Origin of the sequence: Streptomyces sp. NPDC002018 (assembly GCF_042890865.1) — a bacterium.
Classification (GTDB): domain Bacteria; phylum Actinomycetota; class Actinomycetes; order Streptomycetales; family Streptomycetaceae; genus Streptomyces.
In genome coordinates, this window is sequence record NZ_JBIASO010000008.1 from 308,627 (window position 1) to 325,607 (window position 16,981).

Here is a 16,981-nt window from a genome sequence, read left to right on the forward strand (position 1 = left end):
CAGCGTCGTCCGCGGTCGCGGACGCGCCGAAGGCTGCCGTGTTCCCCGACACGTGCGTGGCGGCACCGGCCGCCGGAACCGCGGCGGCGACGGCTGCCGCGGCGGCGGCAGTCGCCGCGGCGCCTCTCGGCGGCGCCCGAAGCTGACCCTTCCCGGATCGTCCGGCGGACCCCGCAGGGGGAGGGTCGGCAAGGCCCGGGGGTCCCTCTCACGCTTCGAGTTCCTGGAAGGAAGCATGCCCAAGACGGCATACGTGCGCACCAAGCCGCATCTGAACATCGGCACCATGGGCCATGTCGACCACGGCAAGACCACCCTGACCGCCGCCATCACCAAGGTCCTCAGCGACCGCGGGTCCGGCACCTACGTACCGTTCGACCGGATCGACCGGGCCCCGGAGGAGGCCGCCCGCGGGATCACCATCAACATCTCGCACGTCGAGTACGAGACGGACACCCGGCACTACGCCCATGTGGACATGCCGGGCCACGCCGACTACATCAAGAACATGGTGACCGGCGCCGCCCAGCTCGACGGGGCGATCCTCGTCGTCTCCGCGCTCGACGGGATCATGCCGCAGACCGCCGAGCATGTCCTGCTCGCCCGTCAGGTCGGTGTCAACCACATCGTCGTCGCCCTCAACAAGGCCGACGCGGGCGACGACGAACTGACCGACCTGGTCGAGCTGGAGGTGCGCGAACTGCTCACCGCCCACGGCTACGGCGGCGACGCGGCGCCCGTCGTGCGGGTGTCGGGGCTGCGCGCCCTGGAGGGGGACCCGCGCTGGACGGCGGCCGTGGAGGCGCTGCTCGACGCCGTCGACACCTATGTGCCGATGCCCGTCAGATACACGGACGCGCCGTTCCTGCTCCCGGTGGAGAACGTCCTCACCATCACCGGGCGCGGCACGGTCGTCACCGGCGCCGTCGAGCGCGGCACGGTGCGGGTGGGCGACCGGGTGGAGGTGCTGGGCGCCGAGGTGGAGACGGTGGTCACCGGTCTGGAGACCTTCGGCAAGCCGATGGAGTCCGCCGAGGCCGGGGACAATGTCGCGCTGCTGCTGCGCGGGCTGCCCCGGGACGCGGTGCGCCGCGGCCATGTGGTGGCGGCGCCGGGCAGTCTCATGCCGAGCCGACGCTTCACCGCACAGGTGTATGTGCTCTCCGCACGCGAGGGTGGCCGCACGACTCCGGTCGGCAGTGGGTACCGGCCACAGTTCTACATCCGTACGGCGGATGTGGTCGGTGACATCGACCTGGGCGGGACGGCCGTCGCACGGCCCGGGGACACGGTCAGCCTGACCGTGGAGCTGGGCCGTGACGTACCGCTGGAGCCGGGGCTGGGCTTCGCGATCCGCGAGGGCGGACGCACGGTCGGCGCCGGTACGGTCACGTCACTGCTCTGACGGGCCCGAGGAACCCGACGGGCCTCCGGGCCCGGGGGTCCCGGGCCCGTGGGTCCCGCGTCCATGGGTTCCGGGCCCGTGTGCTCCGAGCCCGTGGGTCCCGAGCGCGTGGGTCCCTGGTCCATGTGCTCCAGGGCCATGTACTCCGGGGCCATGTGCTCCAGGTCCATGGGTCCCGTGTCCGTCTCCCCGCTCCGGGGAGGCGGGCGCGGGACCGTATGCGCGCACAGCGCACAATGGGACGGTGAACGAGTCGATCCCCGTCATCCGTGCCGTGGACCGCGGCACCGCGAAGCTGCTGCCCGATGTGGACCGGGAGCGGGCCTGGCTGCTGACGGTCGACGGGGCACCGCAGTCGTATGTCGATCTGGACGACCCGACGCATCTGGAGTTCGAGTACGTACGGCGCCTCGCCCATGTCATCGACCGCGCCGCCGGGGACGGCGAGCCGCTCACCGTGCTCCATCTCGGCGGCGGTGCCTGCACCCTGCCCCGGTATGTGGCCGCGACCCGGCCCGGCTCGGCGCAGTATGTGGTGGAGGCCGACACGGGACTGCTGGCGCTGGTCGCCGAGCGGCTGCCGATACCGGACGGCAGCGGGATCACCGTACGGGACGCGGATGCCCGACGCTGGCTCGAAGCGGCTCCCGCGCGCTCGGCGGACGTGCTGATCGCCGATGTGTTCGGCGGCTCCCGGGTACCCGCGCACGTCACCTCCGTCGAGTACGCGCGGGAAGCGGCGCGCGTACTCAGGGCCGACGGGGTCTACGCCGCCAATCTCGCCGACGGCGCGCCCTTCGACTTCCTCCGCTCCCAACTGGCCACCTTCGCGACCGTCTTCGAGGAACTGGCCCTGATCGCGGAGCCGGGCGTGCTGCGTGGCCGGCGCTTCGGCAATGCCGTACTGGTCGCCTCGCACGGCCCGATCGACACGGGCGCGCTGGCCCGCCGTGCCGCGTCCGACGCCTTTCCCGCCCGGGTCGAACACGGCGCGGCGCTACGGCGGTTCATCGGGGACGCGGCACCGGTACGGGACAGCGGCGCGGTGCCCTCACCCCGGCCGCCGGACGGCGCCTTCAGCCTCGGCTGAGCGCCGGGGTTCCGGATTCAGCCGGCGTCGGGAGAGGCATCCGGAAGGGCCAGCCAGTCCTGCCAGGAGAGATCGCGGCCGATGTAGCGCGGCCGTGCGAAGGGCCATGCCTCGGCGATCCAGCGCGGGACCAGTGCGTCCAGGTCGTGTTCCAGTGGGGTGCCGACCCGGTCGTCCACGACCCACCAGGAGATCTCGGCGTCGGCGCCGGTCTTCTCCGGCGGGTCGATGTAGACACAGCCGAGCAGGGCCGTGCCCGCGTCGTCGAACAGCGCGTAGTTGAAGGACTTGTGGGCCGCGATCTCGACCTCGTGGCGCACCAGGTCGACCCGGTCCTCCTCGTATGTCATGGTCGCCGGGGGCCAGCCCCAGGCCTCCCCGAAGATGGACCAGAGACGTTCACGCGAACCCATCACGGCCGGGTAGTCGAGTGCGGTGTCCTCGCCCGTGATCGGACGCAGATGGTGTCCGCCGGGGAGCGCGACACGGACGGGATGGACGAAATCAGCGGGCAGCCAGCTCATGCCCCGGAGGCTAGTTGCCGCCCCACCGCCCCGCACCTGGTTAAACGTCCCGCACCTGGGGAAGCGCCTCGGCGAAGGCTCCGGCTCCGGAGTCGTGTGATCCGCGGCGACTCGTCCTCGTCGGGTTCGGCCTACTTGGACTCGACCCGTCCGAGCGGGTCGGGGCCGGCCGCCAGCGCGTCACGCGCCTCCCGCCAGGCAGGGTCCCCGGGGTAGAGCTCGGTGCGGAGGTAGGCCCAGGTGAGCCGCTGGACGGCGGACACGGCCGAAGCAGGCGCGCCGACGCGCCGCGAGTCGATGACGATGCCGATGCCGACGACGAGGGGCGACGCCCGGTGCGCACCGTCCACCGGGGGGCAGCGGGTCGGTGGCGATCCGACTGCGGGTCGGCGGTGACCCGGCGGTGGGCCCGGACGGGGGCTGCCGCGTCCGTACCCGCCCGCCCCACCGCACACCGCGCCGCAGGCGCGCGGCGCCCCCACCGGGAGGGGGCACCGCACCGCGCCCTACGGATCCAGCGCCTCGATGATCCGTTCCGCCGCCAGCGTCGCCGTCAACGTCCCTTCCCGTACGCCCTGTTCCAGCGTCGGCGCCAGCTCCCGTACCCCCGGATGCTCGCGCAGCCGGTCCAGGAGATGGTCGCGGACCATCGACCAGGTCCAGTCGACCTGCTGATCACTGCGCTTCCTGGCCAGCCGGCCGTCCACGCCGAGGACCGCGCGGTGCTGTTCCAGCTTCTCCCAGACCTCGTCCAGCCCCGTGCCCTCCCGCGCGCTGCAACTCAGCACCGGGGGTGTCCATGCCGCGTCCACCGGGTGCATCAGCCGCAACGCGCCCGCGAGTTCGCGCGCCGCGGAGCGCGCGTCGCGCTCGTGCGGACCGTCGGCCTTGTTGACGGCGATGACGTCCGCCAGTTCCAGCACGCCCTTCTTGATGCCCTGGAGCTGGTCGCCTGTACGGGCGAGGCTGAGCAGCAGGAAGGTGTCGACCATGTTGGCCACCGTCGTCTCGGACTGGCCGACGCCCACGGTCTCCACCAGGACGACGTCGTACCCGGCGGCCTCCATCACGATGATGGTCTCCCGGGTCGCCTTGGCCACACCGCCCAGGGTGCCCGCCGTGGGGGACGGGCGCACGAACGCCGCCGGGTCCACCGCCAGCCGTTCCATCCGGGTCTTGTCGCCCAGGATGGAGCCGCCCGTACGGGTGGAGGACGGGTCGACGGCCAGCACCGCGACCCGGTGCCCCAGCCCCGTGAGCAGCGTCCCCAGCGCGTCGATGAAGGTGGACTTGCCGACGCCGGGCACACCGCTGATCCCGATCCGGCGCGCCTTGCCCGAGTACGGCAGCAGCTCGGTCAGCAGCCGCTGGGCCAGCCTGCGGTGGTCGGGCCTGGTGGACTCCACCAGGGTGACGGCGCGGGCGATGTACGAACGGGATCCGTCCAGCACGCCCTTGGCGTAACTCTCGATGTCGATCCGTGGCGGCACGCGCTCACCGCTCGGAGCCGGGAACGGCGGGCTCGTCACCCGCGCCCGAGGTCCCGCCGTCCGCGACGCGCACCCCGCCGTCGGCCCCGGCACCCTCCACCGCACCACTGGCACCGTCGGCCCCGGCACCCTCCACCGCGCCCTCGGCACCGTATGTCTCGTGCCCCAGCGACTCCGCCAGCGACCGCAGCAGATCACGCGCGGCGTCCGGGATCACCGTGCCCGGCGGGAACACGGCGGCGGCGCCCGCCCGGCGCAGCTCCTCGATGTCCTGCGGCGGGATCACCCCGCCGACGACGATCATGATGTCCTCCCGGCCCTCCGCGGCGAGCTGTTCGCGCAGCGCCGGCACGAGGGTGAGATGGCCCGCCGCCAGCGAGGAGACGCCGACGATATGGGCGTCCGCCTCGACCGCCTGCCGTGCCACCTCGGCCGGTGTCTGGAACAGCGGGCCGACATCGACGTCGAAGCCCAGGTCGGCGAAGGCCGTCGCGATCACCTTCTGGCCGCGGTCATGGCCGTCCTGCCCCATCTTGGCCACGAGGATGCGCGGGCGGCGCCCCTCGGCCCGTTCGAAGTCCTCGACGGCGGCGCGGGTGTGCTCCACGGCCGGGGAGGCGCCTGCCTCGTTGCGGTACACACCGGAGATCGTACGGATCTGCCCCGAGTGGCGCCCGTACACCTTCTCCAGGGCGTCCGAGATCTCACCGACGGTGGCCATCGCACGGGCCGCGTTCACCGCGAGCGCCAGCAGATTGCCCTCCAGGCCGTCCCCGCTCCCGCTCCCGGCCCCGAGGCCACCACTTCCGGCCGCACCCGCCTCCGCCGCCGCCGTGAGCGCGCGCAGCGCGTCCTGGCAGGCGTGCTCGTCCCGCTCCGCGCGCAGCCGCCGCAGCTTCTCGATCTGCTGGGCGCGCACCGAGGAGTTGTCGACCTTGAGTACATCGATCTTCTCGTCCGAGCCGGTCTCCACCCGGTACTTGTTGACGCCGATGACGGGCTGGCGCCCCGAGTCGATCCGCGCCTGGGTACGGGCGGCGGCCTCCTCCACCCGGAGCTTGGGGATCCCCGCGTCGATGGCCTGGGCCATACCCCCCGCCGCCTCGACCTCCTCGATGTGCTGCCAGGCGCGCCGCGCGAGGTCGTACGTCAGTTTCTCGACGTAGGCGCTGCCGCCCCAGGGATCGGTCACCCGGCAGGTGCCCGACTCCTGCTGGAGCAGAAGCTGGGTGTTGCGGGCGATACGGGCCGAGAAGTCGGTCGGCAGGGCCAGCGCCTCGTCCAGCGCGTTGGTGTGCAGCGACTGGGTGTGGCCCTGGGTCGCCGCCATCGCCTCCACACAGGTGCGGGTGACGTTGTTGAAGACGTCCTGCGCGGTGAGCGACCAGCCGGAGGTCTGCGAATGGGTGCGCAGGGAGAGCGACTTGGCGTTCTGCGGGTCGAACTTCTTGACCAGCCTGGCCCACAGCAGCCGGGCGGCCCGCAGCTTGGCGATCTCCATGAAGAAGTTCATGCCGATCGCCCAGAAGAAGGACAGCCGGGGCGCGAACGCGTCCACGTCGAGCCCCGCCCCGAGTCCGGCGCGCAGATACTCCACCCCGTCCGCGAGGGTGTACGCCAGCTCCAGATCGGCCGTCGCGCCCGCTTCCTGGATGTGATAGCCGGAGATGGAGATGGAGTTGTAGCGCGGCATCTTCCGTGAGGTGTACGCGAAGATGTCGGAGATGATCCGCATCGAGGGCTTCGGCGGATAGATATAGGTGTTGCGGACCATGAACTCCTTGAGGATGTCGTTCTGGATGGTCCCGGCCAGCTTCTCGGGCGGTACGCCCTGCTCCTCGGCGGCCACGATGTAGAGGGCGAGTACGGGGAGCACGGCGCCGTTCATCGTCATCGACACGCTCATCCGGTCCAGCGGGATGCCGTCGAAGAGCTGGCGCATGTCGTAGAGCGAGTCGATGGCCACCCCCGCCATCCCGACATCGCCGGTGACCCTCGGATGGTCGCTGTCGTAGCCGCGGTGGGTCGGCAGGTCGAAGGCGACCGACAGGCCCTTCTGTCCGGCGGCGAGATTGCGCCGGTAGAAGGCGTTGGACTCCTCGGCGGTGGAGAACCCCGCGTACTGGCGGATCGTCCAGGGCTGGTTGACGTACATCGTCGGGTACGGGCCGCGCAGATACGGCGCGATGCCCGGGTAGGTGGCGAGGAAGTCGAGGTCCGCCGTGTCCCGCGCGGTGTAGAGCGGTTTGACGGCGATGCCCTCGGGCGTCTCCCAGAGCAGTTCGCCGTCCGCGCGGCCGGTCCGCTCCTTGACGGCCGTACGCCACTGGTCGTCGGTCACCCCGGCGCTGTCACCGGGCCCCAGTTCGATGTCGGAGAAGTCGGGGATCCGCATCACGCCACTCCCATCCGGTCGAGGGCGGAGGTCAGGACGGCGACGGCGTCGCCGCCCGCGACCACGAACTCGTCGACCCCGGCCTCCAGATAAGTCTCACGGTGCTCGCCGGGCCGGCCGGCGAGGAAGACGCGCAGCGCGCCCGCGGACCTGAGCGCCGCCGCCACGGACGCGGCTCGTTCGGCGTAGAGCGCGTCGCTGGAGCAGAGACAGGCGACGGACGCTCCGCTGCGGGTGAAGGCGTCGGCGGCGGTGTCCGCGTCGACCGACACCGGATCGTGGACCGGCTCGATCCCGCCCGCCTGGAACAGACTGGCCGCGAAGGTGGCGCGAGCCGTGTGCGCCGCGGCCGGTCCGAGCGCCGCCAGGAAGACCCGGGGGCGGGCGCCGGTGGCGGCGAGATGGGCGTCGGAGCGGGCGCGCAGCGTCTCGAACGCCTCGTCGCGGCGGACGACGGGCAGCCCGCCACGCCCGCCGTGCCCACCGTGCTCGGCGTACCCGCCATGGCCGCCGCCGGGGGTCTCCGGCACCCGTTCGCGCTCGACCGGGGGCTGCGAGAGCTGCGGGAACTCACTGACCCCGGTGATCGGTTCGCGCCGCCGGGCCAGCTTCTCCGAACGCTCCCGCCAGGTGTCCGAGAGCCGCTCGCCGATCAGTCCGTCGCGCAGTGCGGCGCGTTGGCCGCCGGCCCGCTCGATCTCCTGGAACCACGCCCAGGCCGCGTGGGCGAGTTCGTCGGTGAGCCGCTCCACGTACCAGGAACCGCCCGCCGGATCGATGACCCGGCCGAGGTGCGACTCCTCCAGCAGGATCGTCGAGGTGTTGCGCGCGATCCTGCGGGAGAAGGCGTCGGAGAGTCCGAGGGCGTGGTCGAAGGGGAGTACGGTCACGGCGTCGGCGCCGCCCAGCCCGGCCGCCAGTGCGGCGACGGTGGTGCGGAGCATGTTCACCCAGGGGTCGCGGCGGGTCATCATCACCGGTGAGGTCACGGCGTGCTGACGCTGTGCCCCGGCGGCGGGCGCGCCGCAGACCTCGGCCACCCGGGCCCAGAGCCTGCGCGCGGCCCGGAGCTTGGCGATCGTCAGAAACTGGTCGGCGGTGGCCGCGTAACGGAATTCGAGCTGGCCGCAGGCCGCCTCGACGGAGAGTCCGGCCGCGGTGAGATCACGCAGCCAGCCGACTCCGGTGGCGAGCGAGCAGCCCAGCTCCTGGGCGTCCGAGGCGCCGGCCTCGTGGTAGGGCAGCGCGTCGACGGAGATGGCGCGCAGCCCGGGGTACGCACGGTCGCAGAGCGCGGCGAGTTCCGCCGCCTCCCTGGTGTGGCCGTCCGTCTCCCGTCCGGTCCTCGCGAGTTGGGCGACGGGATCGGCGCCGAGGGTGCCGCGTGCCTGATGGCGTGCCACCCCGCGCTCCTCGTACAGCCTCAGCAGTTCCCGCGCGGCGGGTCCGAAGGCGTCGCCCGCGTCGAGCGCCACGGGGGCCAGGTCGAGATAGACACCGTCGAGCGCCGTGGCCAGACCGCTCACGGGGACTCCCCCGGCTCCCACCCCGAGCCACAGGGACGTGACCCCGTTCTCCAGGTCGGCGAGCACGGCTTCATTGGTACGCGCGGGGTCGGGCCGCGTATGACGCTGGCGTACATCCCAGCCGGAGACCGCGCCGCCCTCCGGCCGGCCGCCCCGGGTGAACGGCGCGAAACCCGGATGGCCGCTGTCGCCGGGCGCGTCCTCGGCGGTGTAGAGGGGACGGGTGCTGAGCCCGTCCTGAAGCGTCGTGGCAAGTGCTTCCTCGGCGGCCGGTCCCGAGACGTCGCGACCCGATTTACGCAGTACGCCTGCCACCAGGCTCTGCCACTGCTCGCGGGTCGCGTCGGGGAACTCGGCGGCCAGGGAAAGCCCGTCGTCAGGCAGGACCGTCATGCCCAGATGTTAGGACAGCGCGCCGAACGAGCAGCAGAGCGCGCGCCTGTGACCTATCCCTCTCCGCAATGCGCCATGTGTAGGTCTTTCACCGCACGGAACGCCCTACATGAGTTCGGACGGTGACGGGGGCACCGACCGCCCGGGGAGAGGGCCGCCGGTGGCGGGGGCTGCCAGCGGTTCCGTTCATCTTCAGACGCTACGCTGCCCCAACCCGGCATGTGATCGTCATGCCACCGGCCTCAGCGACGCCGTTTTCCGCGGTGGCGAAGCAGGCGTGAGACGTAGAACCACGTGAGTAGGACCACCTGCCCATTCATATGATCTAACCCGCGCATCGCCCGTCGTCAGCTCCCCGTCCGCCACTGTGCCGCGGTTCAGCCGGCCAGTGCATGATCCTTTTTTGGATGGCGTAGTACCTCATGTCTTGGTTCGAATCCTTCATCCTTGGGCTGGTCCAGGGACTGACCGAGTTCCTGCCCATCTCGTCCAGCGCGCATCTGCGGCTGACGGCGGCGTTCGCCGGCTGGCACGACCCGGGCGCGGCGTTCACCGCGATCACGCAGATCGGTACCGAGGCCGCCGTCCTGATCTACTTCCGCAAGGACATCGCCCGTATCGTCTCCGCGTGGTTCCGCTCGCTGACGAACAAGGCGATGCGCGGTGACCACGACGCCCAGATGGGCTGGCTGGTCATCGTCGGCTCGATCCCGATCGGCGTACTCGGGGTCACCTTCAAGGACCAGATCGAGGGTCCGTTCCGCGATCTGCGGCTGATCGCCGTGACGCTGATCGTGATGGGCATCGTCCTCGGCGTGGCCGACCGGCTGGCGGCGCGCGACGAGACCGGCGGCAAGCACCGCGCCATCAAGCAGCGCAAGTCCCTCCAGGAGCTGGGTGTCAGGGACGGTCTGATCTTCGGTATCTGCCAGGCGATGGCGCTGGTGCCCGGTGTCTCCCGCTCGGGCGCGACGATCAGCGGTGGTCTGCTGATGGGCTACACCCGTGAGGCGGCGGCGCGTTACTCCTTCCTGCTGGCGATCCCGGCCGTCCTCGCCTCCGGTGTCTTCGAGTTGAAGGACGCGGGCAACGGTCATGTGTCCTGGGGGCCCACGATCTTCGCCACGATCATCGCGTTCGTGGTGGGATACGCCGTTATCGCCTGGTTCATGAAGTTCATCACGACCAAGAGCTTCATGCCGTTCGTGATCTACCGGGTGCTGCTCGGAATCGCCCTGTTCGTCCTGATCGGAACGGACACCCTGAGCCCCCACGCGGGCGAGTCGGCCGGCTGACGGGTCCACGGGAGCAGGTTTGGCGGCGGGGCGGTGTGAGCAAGGACGCGCTCTCATCGGTGTCCCGGCGCGCGCGCTGCCCCTACGCTTGTCATATGTCCTCCTCTCGTGCCTCCGCATCGTCGGCCTCCGACGCCGTCGCGGCCAATGAGCGGATCCGCGCGCTTGTCGACGCGGCCGACGCCTCCGACGGCACCTGGCCCTCGGAGGCGTACGAAGTGCTCCTGCTGGAGTGGGCCGCCGCCCTGCACAACAGCACCCGTCAGGTGAACGAGGCAGCGTAGGCGCCGTCCGCTCGGCCCGCGCGGGCCCCCGAAGGCCGAGCGGGAACGCTCTAGCCGCTTCCCTCTTCCCCGCGCGTGATCGGCTCCCCGCGTGTGATCGGCAGGAGCAGTTCGGGGCGGTCCCACATCACGGCGGGCGGATTCGCGGCTTCCGTACCGGTCCGCCGGGCACCCACGCTGCGGTAGAAGCCCTCCGCGGGCGGGTGCGAGACGATACGGACCCGGTCGAGCCCGGCCGCGCGCGCCCGGACCGTCATATGCCCGATCAGCCGACGGCCGATACCGAGGCCCTGCGCGTCGTCCGCCACGAACATCAGATCGAGTTCCGCCGTCGCGGGAGCGAGAGGCAGCAGGACGAGGGAGTAGAAGCCGAGGACCCGGTCGCCGGAGCCGACGGCCACGAAGACCTCATGGGCCTCGATGTAGTCCGGACCCACCCGGTATCCGACGATCATCGGCGCGTACGGGCCCTCGTAGGCACGGGACCGGCGCACCAGGGCGGTGAGCCGTCTGGCGTCACGGGCGGTCGCCCGTCTGATCCCCACGGGTTCGCCCCCGAACGTCTCACCGCGCGTGTCCGCGGCCCTCCCCGTAATCTTCGAACCCATGCAGTGAGTATTACGTACGCGGGGGACGCGAGGGACGGCAGGGCTCGCGGACGCCACCTGGGGCTCACCCCGGCACAACGGCCCCCTCCCCCGTCGCCGTCCGCAGCGCCAGGGCCGCGAGCGCCTCGGGGGCACCCGCCTGTCCCCTGATACCGGGAAAGGCGTTGATGTCGACTATCAGCGGGGCGCCGCCGCCCGCGTCGATCACATCCACGCCGTAGACATCGAGCGCGAAGACGGAGCCGACCCGGCGGACCAGGTCGAGCCAGCCGCCGGGCAGATCGGCGAGCACCAGCGGAAGGGTCGGACCACGGCTCCCGGGATCGGCCAGCTCCGAGCGGCGCAGGGCCGCGAAGACCTGGCCCGCGATCACCCACAGCTTGTGGTCCCAGCCACTGTTCGCGGTGAACGGCTGGACCACCACCGGCTCGTCGGACCACTCCACGCACAGCCGGCGCAGCCCTGCGGCGTCGTCGGCACGGGCGACCAGATCCTGCCGCCTGCTGTACCGGCTCTTGACCACGAGCGGATACGGGAGGTCCGTCTCCGCCGCGAGCTGCCGCAGGGTGGCCACCGTCCGGGTGCCGGCGAACGGCAGCCCGGCGGACCCGGCCAGCTCGGCCATCGCCGTACGGTCCTGGCAGAGTCCGGTCGCGGCGGCCGAGTTGACCACGGGAGCCCCGCGCTCCTCGAAGGACCGGGCCAGGGCCAGCGCGCGCGGTGTCCGTGCCTTGAGGAGATAGACATCGGCGAGCGTGTCCCCGGACACCGGGTACGTAGGCGCTTCGTGCCCCGCCCCCGGATCGATCGAGTCCACCTCGTGCCGCGGCGTCAGCAGCGCCGTCGTGGCGGCGAGGAGCGGGTGATCGGGCCGGGGTGTGATCAGACAGATCCTCATCGGCCCTCACCGGCCGCCGTGGCGCGGAGCTGCACGGGAACCGGCTCGGGGTCGGGGAGCGCGACGATGTCCGCCGCCGGTTCCTGGGGCGGAACGACGTCCGGTGCGGCCCCGGCCGTACTCGCCCCGCCCCCGCCCGCACGGGCCAGTTCCAGTACGGCCCTCGCCACCCGTTCCACCGCGTCCGGCACCAGCCGGAAGCTCGGGAAGTCGTTGACGTCGACGATCACCGGGCCGTCGGGGCCGAGCAGCACGTCCACGCCGTACAGATCGAGCCCGTACACCGCCCCGACCTCCGCGGCCATCCCTGCCACCTCGGCGGACAGGGGTACCCGCCGCTCGTGCGCCGGCCGGTCGGGATGGAGCGGTGAGCAGCGCTCGGTCGCGTACAACTCGCCCCCGACGCAGTACACCTTGAGGTCGACTCCCGAGTTGGGCACATAGGGCTGGGCGATCAGCATCCCCTCGCCGGCCAGTTCGCTCCCCAGCTCGGCCAGTCGCTCCGGCGACGGCACCAGCCGCACCGCGCGCCCCGAACTGCCGTCGGCGGGCTTCACCACCAGCGGGAACTCCGTCTCCGGCAGTTCCGCCAGCGTCTCCGGCCGCGCCGCCGCGTAGGTCACCGGCATCGGCAGCCCCCGGCTCCGGCCGATCACCGCCGCGAGTACCTTGTCCCGCACCCCGCGAATCGACCGCGCGTCGTTGACCGTGGTCAGACCGACCGCCGCCGCCGCTTCGAGCAGCGTCAGACCCGGGCCCCCCGACACCGTCTTGAGCACCCAGGCGTCATGACTGCCCGTCAGCACCGTCTCCGACAGCCGGAGCAGGGAACTGCCGGGCCGCAGCACATCCACCCGGTGGCCCCAGGCGGTGAGTTGACGGATCACCTCCACGGGCATGCCGTCGTGCCGGTACTGCTCCTCCACCAGAAAGCAGAGTCTCATCGATCTTCCCCGTAACCCCGGACGTCCGAGCATCCTGTCCGGCACGCTGTGAACCCTCACGGCCATGATCCGCCCTTTCCCGGCCGCCGCCCCCACCAGGACCGTCCGACATCGCCGGTCGTGCCGATGGACGTTCGGGTCGCCCCGGAGAGGAGGGGCGCCGTGCCCTCCGTCCAGGAGGACCGGGGCTGGACGGCCCGGCGGGCGCGCCACGAGGATGAACATGGAGATGGACATGGCCGGGGACGGGACGGGGACGGGACGGGGACGGGACGGGCCGCCGCCCGGCCGCCGCCGAGTTCGAGTTCTTCGGCCGCCGGTGAGCCCTCGCCGCCCGGAGCAAGCGGCCCACCCCACGGGTGACCGGTGTGCGCGGCTCTTGGCCCGGGGCACTTCCTGCCGGAGACTGAGCCGATGACACAGCGCGTGGATCTCGCGACCGTGATGGGCCGTCTCGCCATCGATGAGGTGATCACCGATTACGCGGTGGCCGTGGCCGATGCCGACTGGCCGGGATACCGGGCCCTGTTCACCCCGGACGGCCGTGCCGACCACACGGGGGAGGGCGGTATCGAGGGTTCGGCCGCGGAGGTCGCCGACTGGCTGGCCGGGACTCTGCGCCCGTACAGCACACATCAGTTGCTCATCGTCAACCGCCGGCTGCGTATGGAGGATCCCGACACGTTTCCCGGCGACGGCGCGGAGCTGCGGGCGGACTACCTCAGCCCGCGCCGGCACGAGTCGGGCGAGGAGCTGATGAGCGGCGGACGGTGCACATTCGGTCTGCTGCGGGGTGACACGGGCTGGCTGCTGCGTATGGTGGCCGTCCAGGAGAAGTGGCGGCGCGTCTCGGCGTCCGCCGACGTCGGCTGACCCGCAGGCCCCGGCCCCGGCCCCGCCCACGGCCCCGCGCCCGTAGCTCAGCTCCCCGGGCTCCTGCCTCCGGTCCCCCGCTCCCCCGGCCCCCGCTCCCCCTGGCCTCCGCTCTCCCTGGCCTCCGCTCTCCCTGGCCTCCGGTCCCCGGACCCCGGACCCCGGACCGCGGACCGGGTCCGGGTCCGGATCACTTCCGTCGCCTCTTTCTCCAGGTCCCCACCCGCTTCGGTGCCGTTCCACGGGGGAAGAAAGCCTGAAGGGGCGGGGCGGGGCAAGGAGGCGCTTGGGATGCGAACCCCGGTCGGCCGGAGTCTGACGTCGCCGTGGTGGCGCGGCGCCGCCGCGGTGGTGGCCGGAGCGCTGCCGGCCCTCGCGTTTCCCGAGCCGGCCCTGTGGTGGTTCGCGTATGTCGCGCTGGTGCCCTGGATGCTGCTCGTACGGTCGGCTCCGACGGCCCGTCGCGCAGCCCTGGACGGCTGGCTGGGCGGCATCGGCTTCATGATCGCCGTACATCACTGGCTGGCGCCGAGCCTTCATGTGTTCCTGGTGGTGCTCGCCGCGCTGCTCGGGCTGCTGTGGGCGGGCTGGGGCCGGCTGGTGCGGTCCATGCTCGGCGGGACACCGTCGCCGGGCCGCGCGGCGGCGGCCGTCGCCGTGGTTCCCTCGGGCTGGCTGGTGATCGAGCTGATCAGGTCCTGGCAGGGGCTCGGCGGCCCCTGGGGGCTGCTCGGCGCCAGCCAGTGGGAGGTCGCCCCGGCCCTGCGGCTCGCCTCGGTGGGCGGCGTCTGGCTGGTGAGTCTGCTGGTCGTCGCGGTGAACACCGCGGTCACGGTGGTCGTCTCGGCCCCCTGGGCGCGGCCACGGCTCACCGGGGTCGTGTCCCTCGTGCTGTGCGCCGTCACCGTGCTCTCGGTGTGGATCTGGGCACCGGAGCCGGAGCGGTCCGGCACGGCACGGATCGCGGTCGTCCAGCCGGGCGTGGTCGAGGGCGCCGACGCCCGCGAGCGACGGTTCGCGCAGGGCGAGACCCTGACCCGCTCCCTGGCCGGCCGGGATCCGGATCTGGTGGTGTGGGGGGAGAGCAGCGTCTCCGCCGATCTGGCGACCAGACCCGATCTGGCGGCCCGGCTCGCGGTGCTCTCCCGCGCGGTCGGCGCCGAGATACTCGTCAATGTCGACGCGCGCAGCACGGACGCGGCGGGGACGGCCGGGATATACAAGCGCGCCGTGCTGGTCGGTCCGAACGGCCCGACCGGCGATACGTACGACAAGATGCGGCTGGTGCCCTTCGGTGAGTACATCCCGGCCCGCGCCGCGCTGGGCTGGGCCACCTCGGTCGGCAGGGCGGCGGGTGAGGACCGTGAGCGCGGCACCCGCCAGGTGGTGATGGTGCTGCCCGGCGAAGGCAGGGGCGGGCTGCGGTTCGGGCCGCTGGTCTGCTTCGAGTCGGCGTTCCCCGATATGAGCAGGCGGCTGGTCAGGGACGGCGCGCAGCTCCTGATCGCACAGTCCTCGACCTCGACGTTCCAGGGAAGCTGGGCGCCGGAGCAGCATGCCTCGCTGGCGGCGCTGCGGGCCGCGGAGACCGGCCGGCCGATGGCGCATGCCACGCTGACGGGCACCAGCGCGGTGTTCGGGCCGGACGGCGAGCGGATCGGCGCCGGGATCGGCACGGACCGGAGCACCACCGCCGTGTTCGACGTGCCGCTCGCCCGGGGCACGACTCCGTATGCCGAGTTCGGTGACTGGGCGGTCTACGCCGCCCTCGCCGTGCTGGCCGCGCTCTGCGCCACGGACGGCGCGCGCTCGTTCAGGAGGCGGCCTGGTCCAGTGCTTCTCGTACCACCCGCTCGCACAGCTCATGAGTCCGCAACGCATCCTGTGCGCTGACGCGTTCACCGGTCCGTACGGCGTCGAGGAACGCCAGGACGCACTGCTCGATACCGCGCTGGCGGGCCACCGGGACCCAGTCGCCGCGCCGCCGCACGCTGGGCTGTCCCTTGTGGTCGACGACGGTCGCGAGATCGTGGACGGTCCGCTTGGTGTCCTGTCCCGACACTTCGAGGATCTCCTCGGTGGAGCCGCTCAGCCGGTTCATCACGCCGATGGCGGTGAATCCGTCGCCGGAGAGCTGGAGTACGACATGGTGCAGCAGCCCGTCCCGGATCCGTGCCCGTACGCCGGTGTGCTCGACGGGGCCCGGGAGGAGGAAGCGCAGGGTGTCGACGACATGGATGAAGTCGTCGAGGACGAAGGTGCGCGGGTCCTCGGGCAGACCCACCCGGTTCTTCTGCATCAGGATCAGATCGCGCGGGTGCTCCAGGCACTGGGCGTAGCCGGGGGCGAAGCGTCGGTTGAACCCGACGGCGAGGCTGACCCCGCGCTCCTCGGCGCGGGCCACCACACGCTCCGTGTCGGCGAGTTCGTACGCGATCGGCTTGTCGACATAGGTCGGTACGCCCGCCTCCAGCAGCCGGGTGACGATCTCGGCGTGCGCGGCGGTGGGCGCGTGGACGAAGGCGGCGTCGAGCCCCTGGGCGAGCAGTGAGTCCAGGTCGGTGTGGCAGTGGGCGGCCGGGACGCGGTAGGTCTCCGCGGTCCTGGTGAGAGTGGCCGGGGTGCGCGTGTGGAGATGCGGTTCGACCCCGGGCAGGGTGGTGAGCACCGGCAGATACGCCTTCTGCGCGATGTCGCCGAGCCCGACGCAGCCGATCTTCACAAGGGCCTCCCCTATGCCTGGTGTGGTGTCCCGGAAGCATACGTGCGCCGGGGAGGCCGCCAGTCGGCGATCCCCGCGAAGCTCCGCAGGAGCAGGCCGGGGCCGAACCGGGAGGCGGCGACGATCGCGGCGTCGCGCAGGGCCGCTACGGCCGGTGAGGTGACCGCGGTCATCCGGCCCGTCCTGGTGGCCTGCCGGACGATCGCGGTGGTGCGGGGCACTCGGGCGGCGGAGTACGCGGCGAGCCCCGCGCCGAGCCGGGTCCCGGGATCGGGCCGGGTCCCGGTGTCGCTGTCGCTGTCCCTGTCGGTGTCGGTGTCGGTGCCACCGTCGGCGCGGCGCCCCTGACCGCCGTGCGAGGGGCTGATGTTCTCCTGCGCGGCGGGCTCGTACCACAACGCCGTAGTGTCCCCCGACGCGCTGCGGCGCGGATGCGACGAGTTGCTGCGCCGGAGGCTGGGCATCGCGGACGGCGACGGCGGCAGGGAGCCGGCGGGCCGGTCCTGCGGCGCACCCGCCGGTCAGCCCTGCGCC

General features: G+C 72.2%; 15 protein-coding genes and 1 pseudogene. 6 read left to right on the plus strand and 10 right to left on the minus strand.

Annotated elements, in window-relative coordinates; translation table 11 throughout:
• Positions 1–235 precede the first annotated feature (235 nt).
• The gene (gene tuf, locus ACFYYH_RS16215) at positions 236–1,405 is read left to right on the plus strand and encodes an elongation factor Tu (RefSeq protein WP_388551078.1); all 1,170 of its coding nucleotides are present in this window, start codon (positions 236–238) and stop codon (positions 1,403–1,405) included.
• A gap of 244 nt (positions 1,406–1,649) precedes the next feature.
• The gene (locus ACFYYH_RS16220; protein WP_388551080.1) at positions 1,650–2,495 is read left to right on the plus strand and encodes a spermidine synthase; all 846 of its coding nucleotides are present in this window, start codon (positions 1,650–1,652) and stop codon (positions 2,493–2,495) included.
• A 17-nt stretch (positions 2,496–2,512) separates the two neighbouring features.
• Here ACFYYH_RS16220 and ACFYYH_RS16225 read toward each other — a convergent pair whose 3' ends face one another.
• The 5 genes and pseudogenes from ACFYYH_RS16225 to ACFYYH_RS16245 form a co-directional block, all read right to left on the minus strand.
• On the minus strand, positions 2,513–3,019 hold the full coding sequence (locus tag ACFYYH_RS16225) for an N-acetyltransferase (RefSeq protein ID WP_388551081.1): 507 nt from the start codon (positions 3,017–3,019) through the stop codon (positions 2,513–2,515).
• Between the two features lie 131 nt (positions 3,020–3,150).
• A pseudogene (locus ACFYYH_RS16230) lies at positions 3,151–3,282 on the minus strand (chlorophyllase); the annotation flags it as partial.
• A 243-nt stretch (positions 3,283–3,525) separates the two neighbouring features.
• Positions 3,526–4,509, minus strand: coding sequence for a methylmalonyl Co-A mutase-associated GTPase MeaB (gene meaB / locus ACFYYH_RS16235; protein ID WP_388551083.1), 984 nt, complete (start codon positions 4,507–4,509; stop codon positions 3,526–3,528).
• A gap of 4 nt (positions 4,510–4,513) precedes the next feature.
• Positions 4,514–6,904, minus strand: coding sequence for a methylmalonyl-CoA mutase (gene scpA / locus ACFYYH_RS16240; protein ID WP_388551085.1), 2,391 nt, complete (start codon positions 6,902–6,904; stop codon positions 4,514–4,516).
• Positions 6,904–8,823, minus strand: coding sequence for a methylmalonyl-CoA mutase family protein (locus tag ACFYYH_RS16245; protein ID WP_388551087.1), 1,920 nt, complete (start codon positions 8,821–8,823; stop codon positions 6,904–6,906). Before ACFYYH_RS16245 ends, scpA begins: the two co-directional genes overlap by 1 nt.
• A gap of 422 nt (positions 8,824–9,245) precedes the next feature.
• Between ACFYYH_RS16245 and ACFYYH_RS16250 the strand changes: the two genes are divergently transcribed.
• Both ACFYYH_RS16250 and ACFYYH_RS16255 read left to right on the plus strand, forming a co-directional pair.
• Entirely contained in the window at positions 9,246–10,118 is an 873-nt protein-coding gene (locus ACFYYH_RS16250) for an undecaprenyl-diphosphate phosphatase (protein WP_388551089.1), read from the plus strand.
• A 95-nt stretch (positions 10,119–10,213) separates the two neighbouring features.
• Positions 10,214–10,402: a hypothetical protein gene (locus ACFYYH_RS16255; protein WP_388551091.1), complete on the plus strand. Its 189-nt coding sequence runs from the start codon at positions 10,214–10,216 to the stop codon at positions 10,400–10,402.
• Positions 10,403–10,452: 50 nt separating this feature from the next.
• Here the strand turns inward: ACFYYH_RS16255 and ACFYYH_RS16260 are convergent, their stop codons facing one another.
• The 3 genes from ACFYYH_RS16260 to ACFYYH_RS16270 all read right to left on the minus strand — a co-directional run bounded on the left by ACFYYH_RS16260 (position 10,453) and on the right by ACFYYH_RS16270 (position 12,852).
• Positions 10,453–11,010, minus strand: coding sequence for a GNAT family N-acetyltransferase (locus ACFYYH_RS16260; protein WP_388551093.1), 558 nt, complete (start codon positions 11,008–11,010; stop codon positions 10,453–10,455).
• A gap of 64 nt (positions 11,011–11,074) precedes the next feature.
• Positions 11,075–11,908, minus strand: a complete 834-nt coding sequence (locus ACFYYH_RS16265) for a RimK family alpha-L-glutamate ligase (protein ID WP_388551095.1) — start codon at positions 11,906–11,908, stop codon at positions 11,075–11,077.
• On the minus strand, positions 11,905–12,852 hold the full coding sequence (locus tag ACFYYH_RS16270; protein ID WP_388551097.1) for a RimK family alpha-L-glutamate ligase: 948 nt from the start codon (positions 12,850–12,852) through the stop codon (positions 11,905–11,907). Before ACFYYH_RS16270 ends, ACFYYH_RS16265 begins: the two co-directional genes overlap by 4 nt.
• 414 nt (positions 12,853–13,266) lie before the next feature.
• On the opposite strand from ACFYYH_RS16270, the gene ACFYYH_RS16275 reads away from it, so the two are divergent.
• Together ACFYYH_RS16275 and lnt are read left to right on the plus strand one after the other, a co-directional pair.
• On the plus strand, positions 13,267–13,725 hold the full coding sequence (locus tag ACFYYH_RS16275; RefSeq protein ID WP_388551099.1) for a nuclear transport factor 2 family protein: 459 nt from the start codon (positions 13,267–13,269) through the stop codon (positions 13,723–13,725).
• A gap of 291 nt (positions 13,726–14,016) precedes the next feature.
• Positions 14,017–15,618 carry an apolipoprotein N-acyltransferase gene (gene lnt / locus ACFYYH_RS16280; protein WP_388551101.1) on the plus strand — a complete coding sequence of 534 codons (1,602 nt, stop codon included), beginning with the start codon at positions 14,017–14,019 and terminating at the stop codon, positions 15,616–15,618.
• Here the strand turns inward: lnt and ACFYYH_RS16285 are convergent.
• Positions 15,539–16,447: a Gfo/Idh/MocA family protein gene (locus ACFYYH_RS16285; protein ID WP_388551103.1), complete on the minus strand. Its 909-nt coding sequence runs from the start codon at positions 16,445–16,447 to the stop codon at positions 15,539–15,541. The genes lnt and ACFYYH_RS16285 overlap by 80 nt on opposite strands.
• Before the next feature lie 11 nt (positions 16,448–16,458).
• Positions 16,459–16,911, minus strand: a complete 453-nt coding sequence (locus ACFYYH_RS16290) for a hypothetical protein (protein WP_388551104.1) — start codon at positions 16,909–16,911, stop codon at positions 16,459–16,461.
• Positions 16,912–16,981 lie beyond the last annotated feature (70 nt).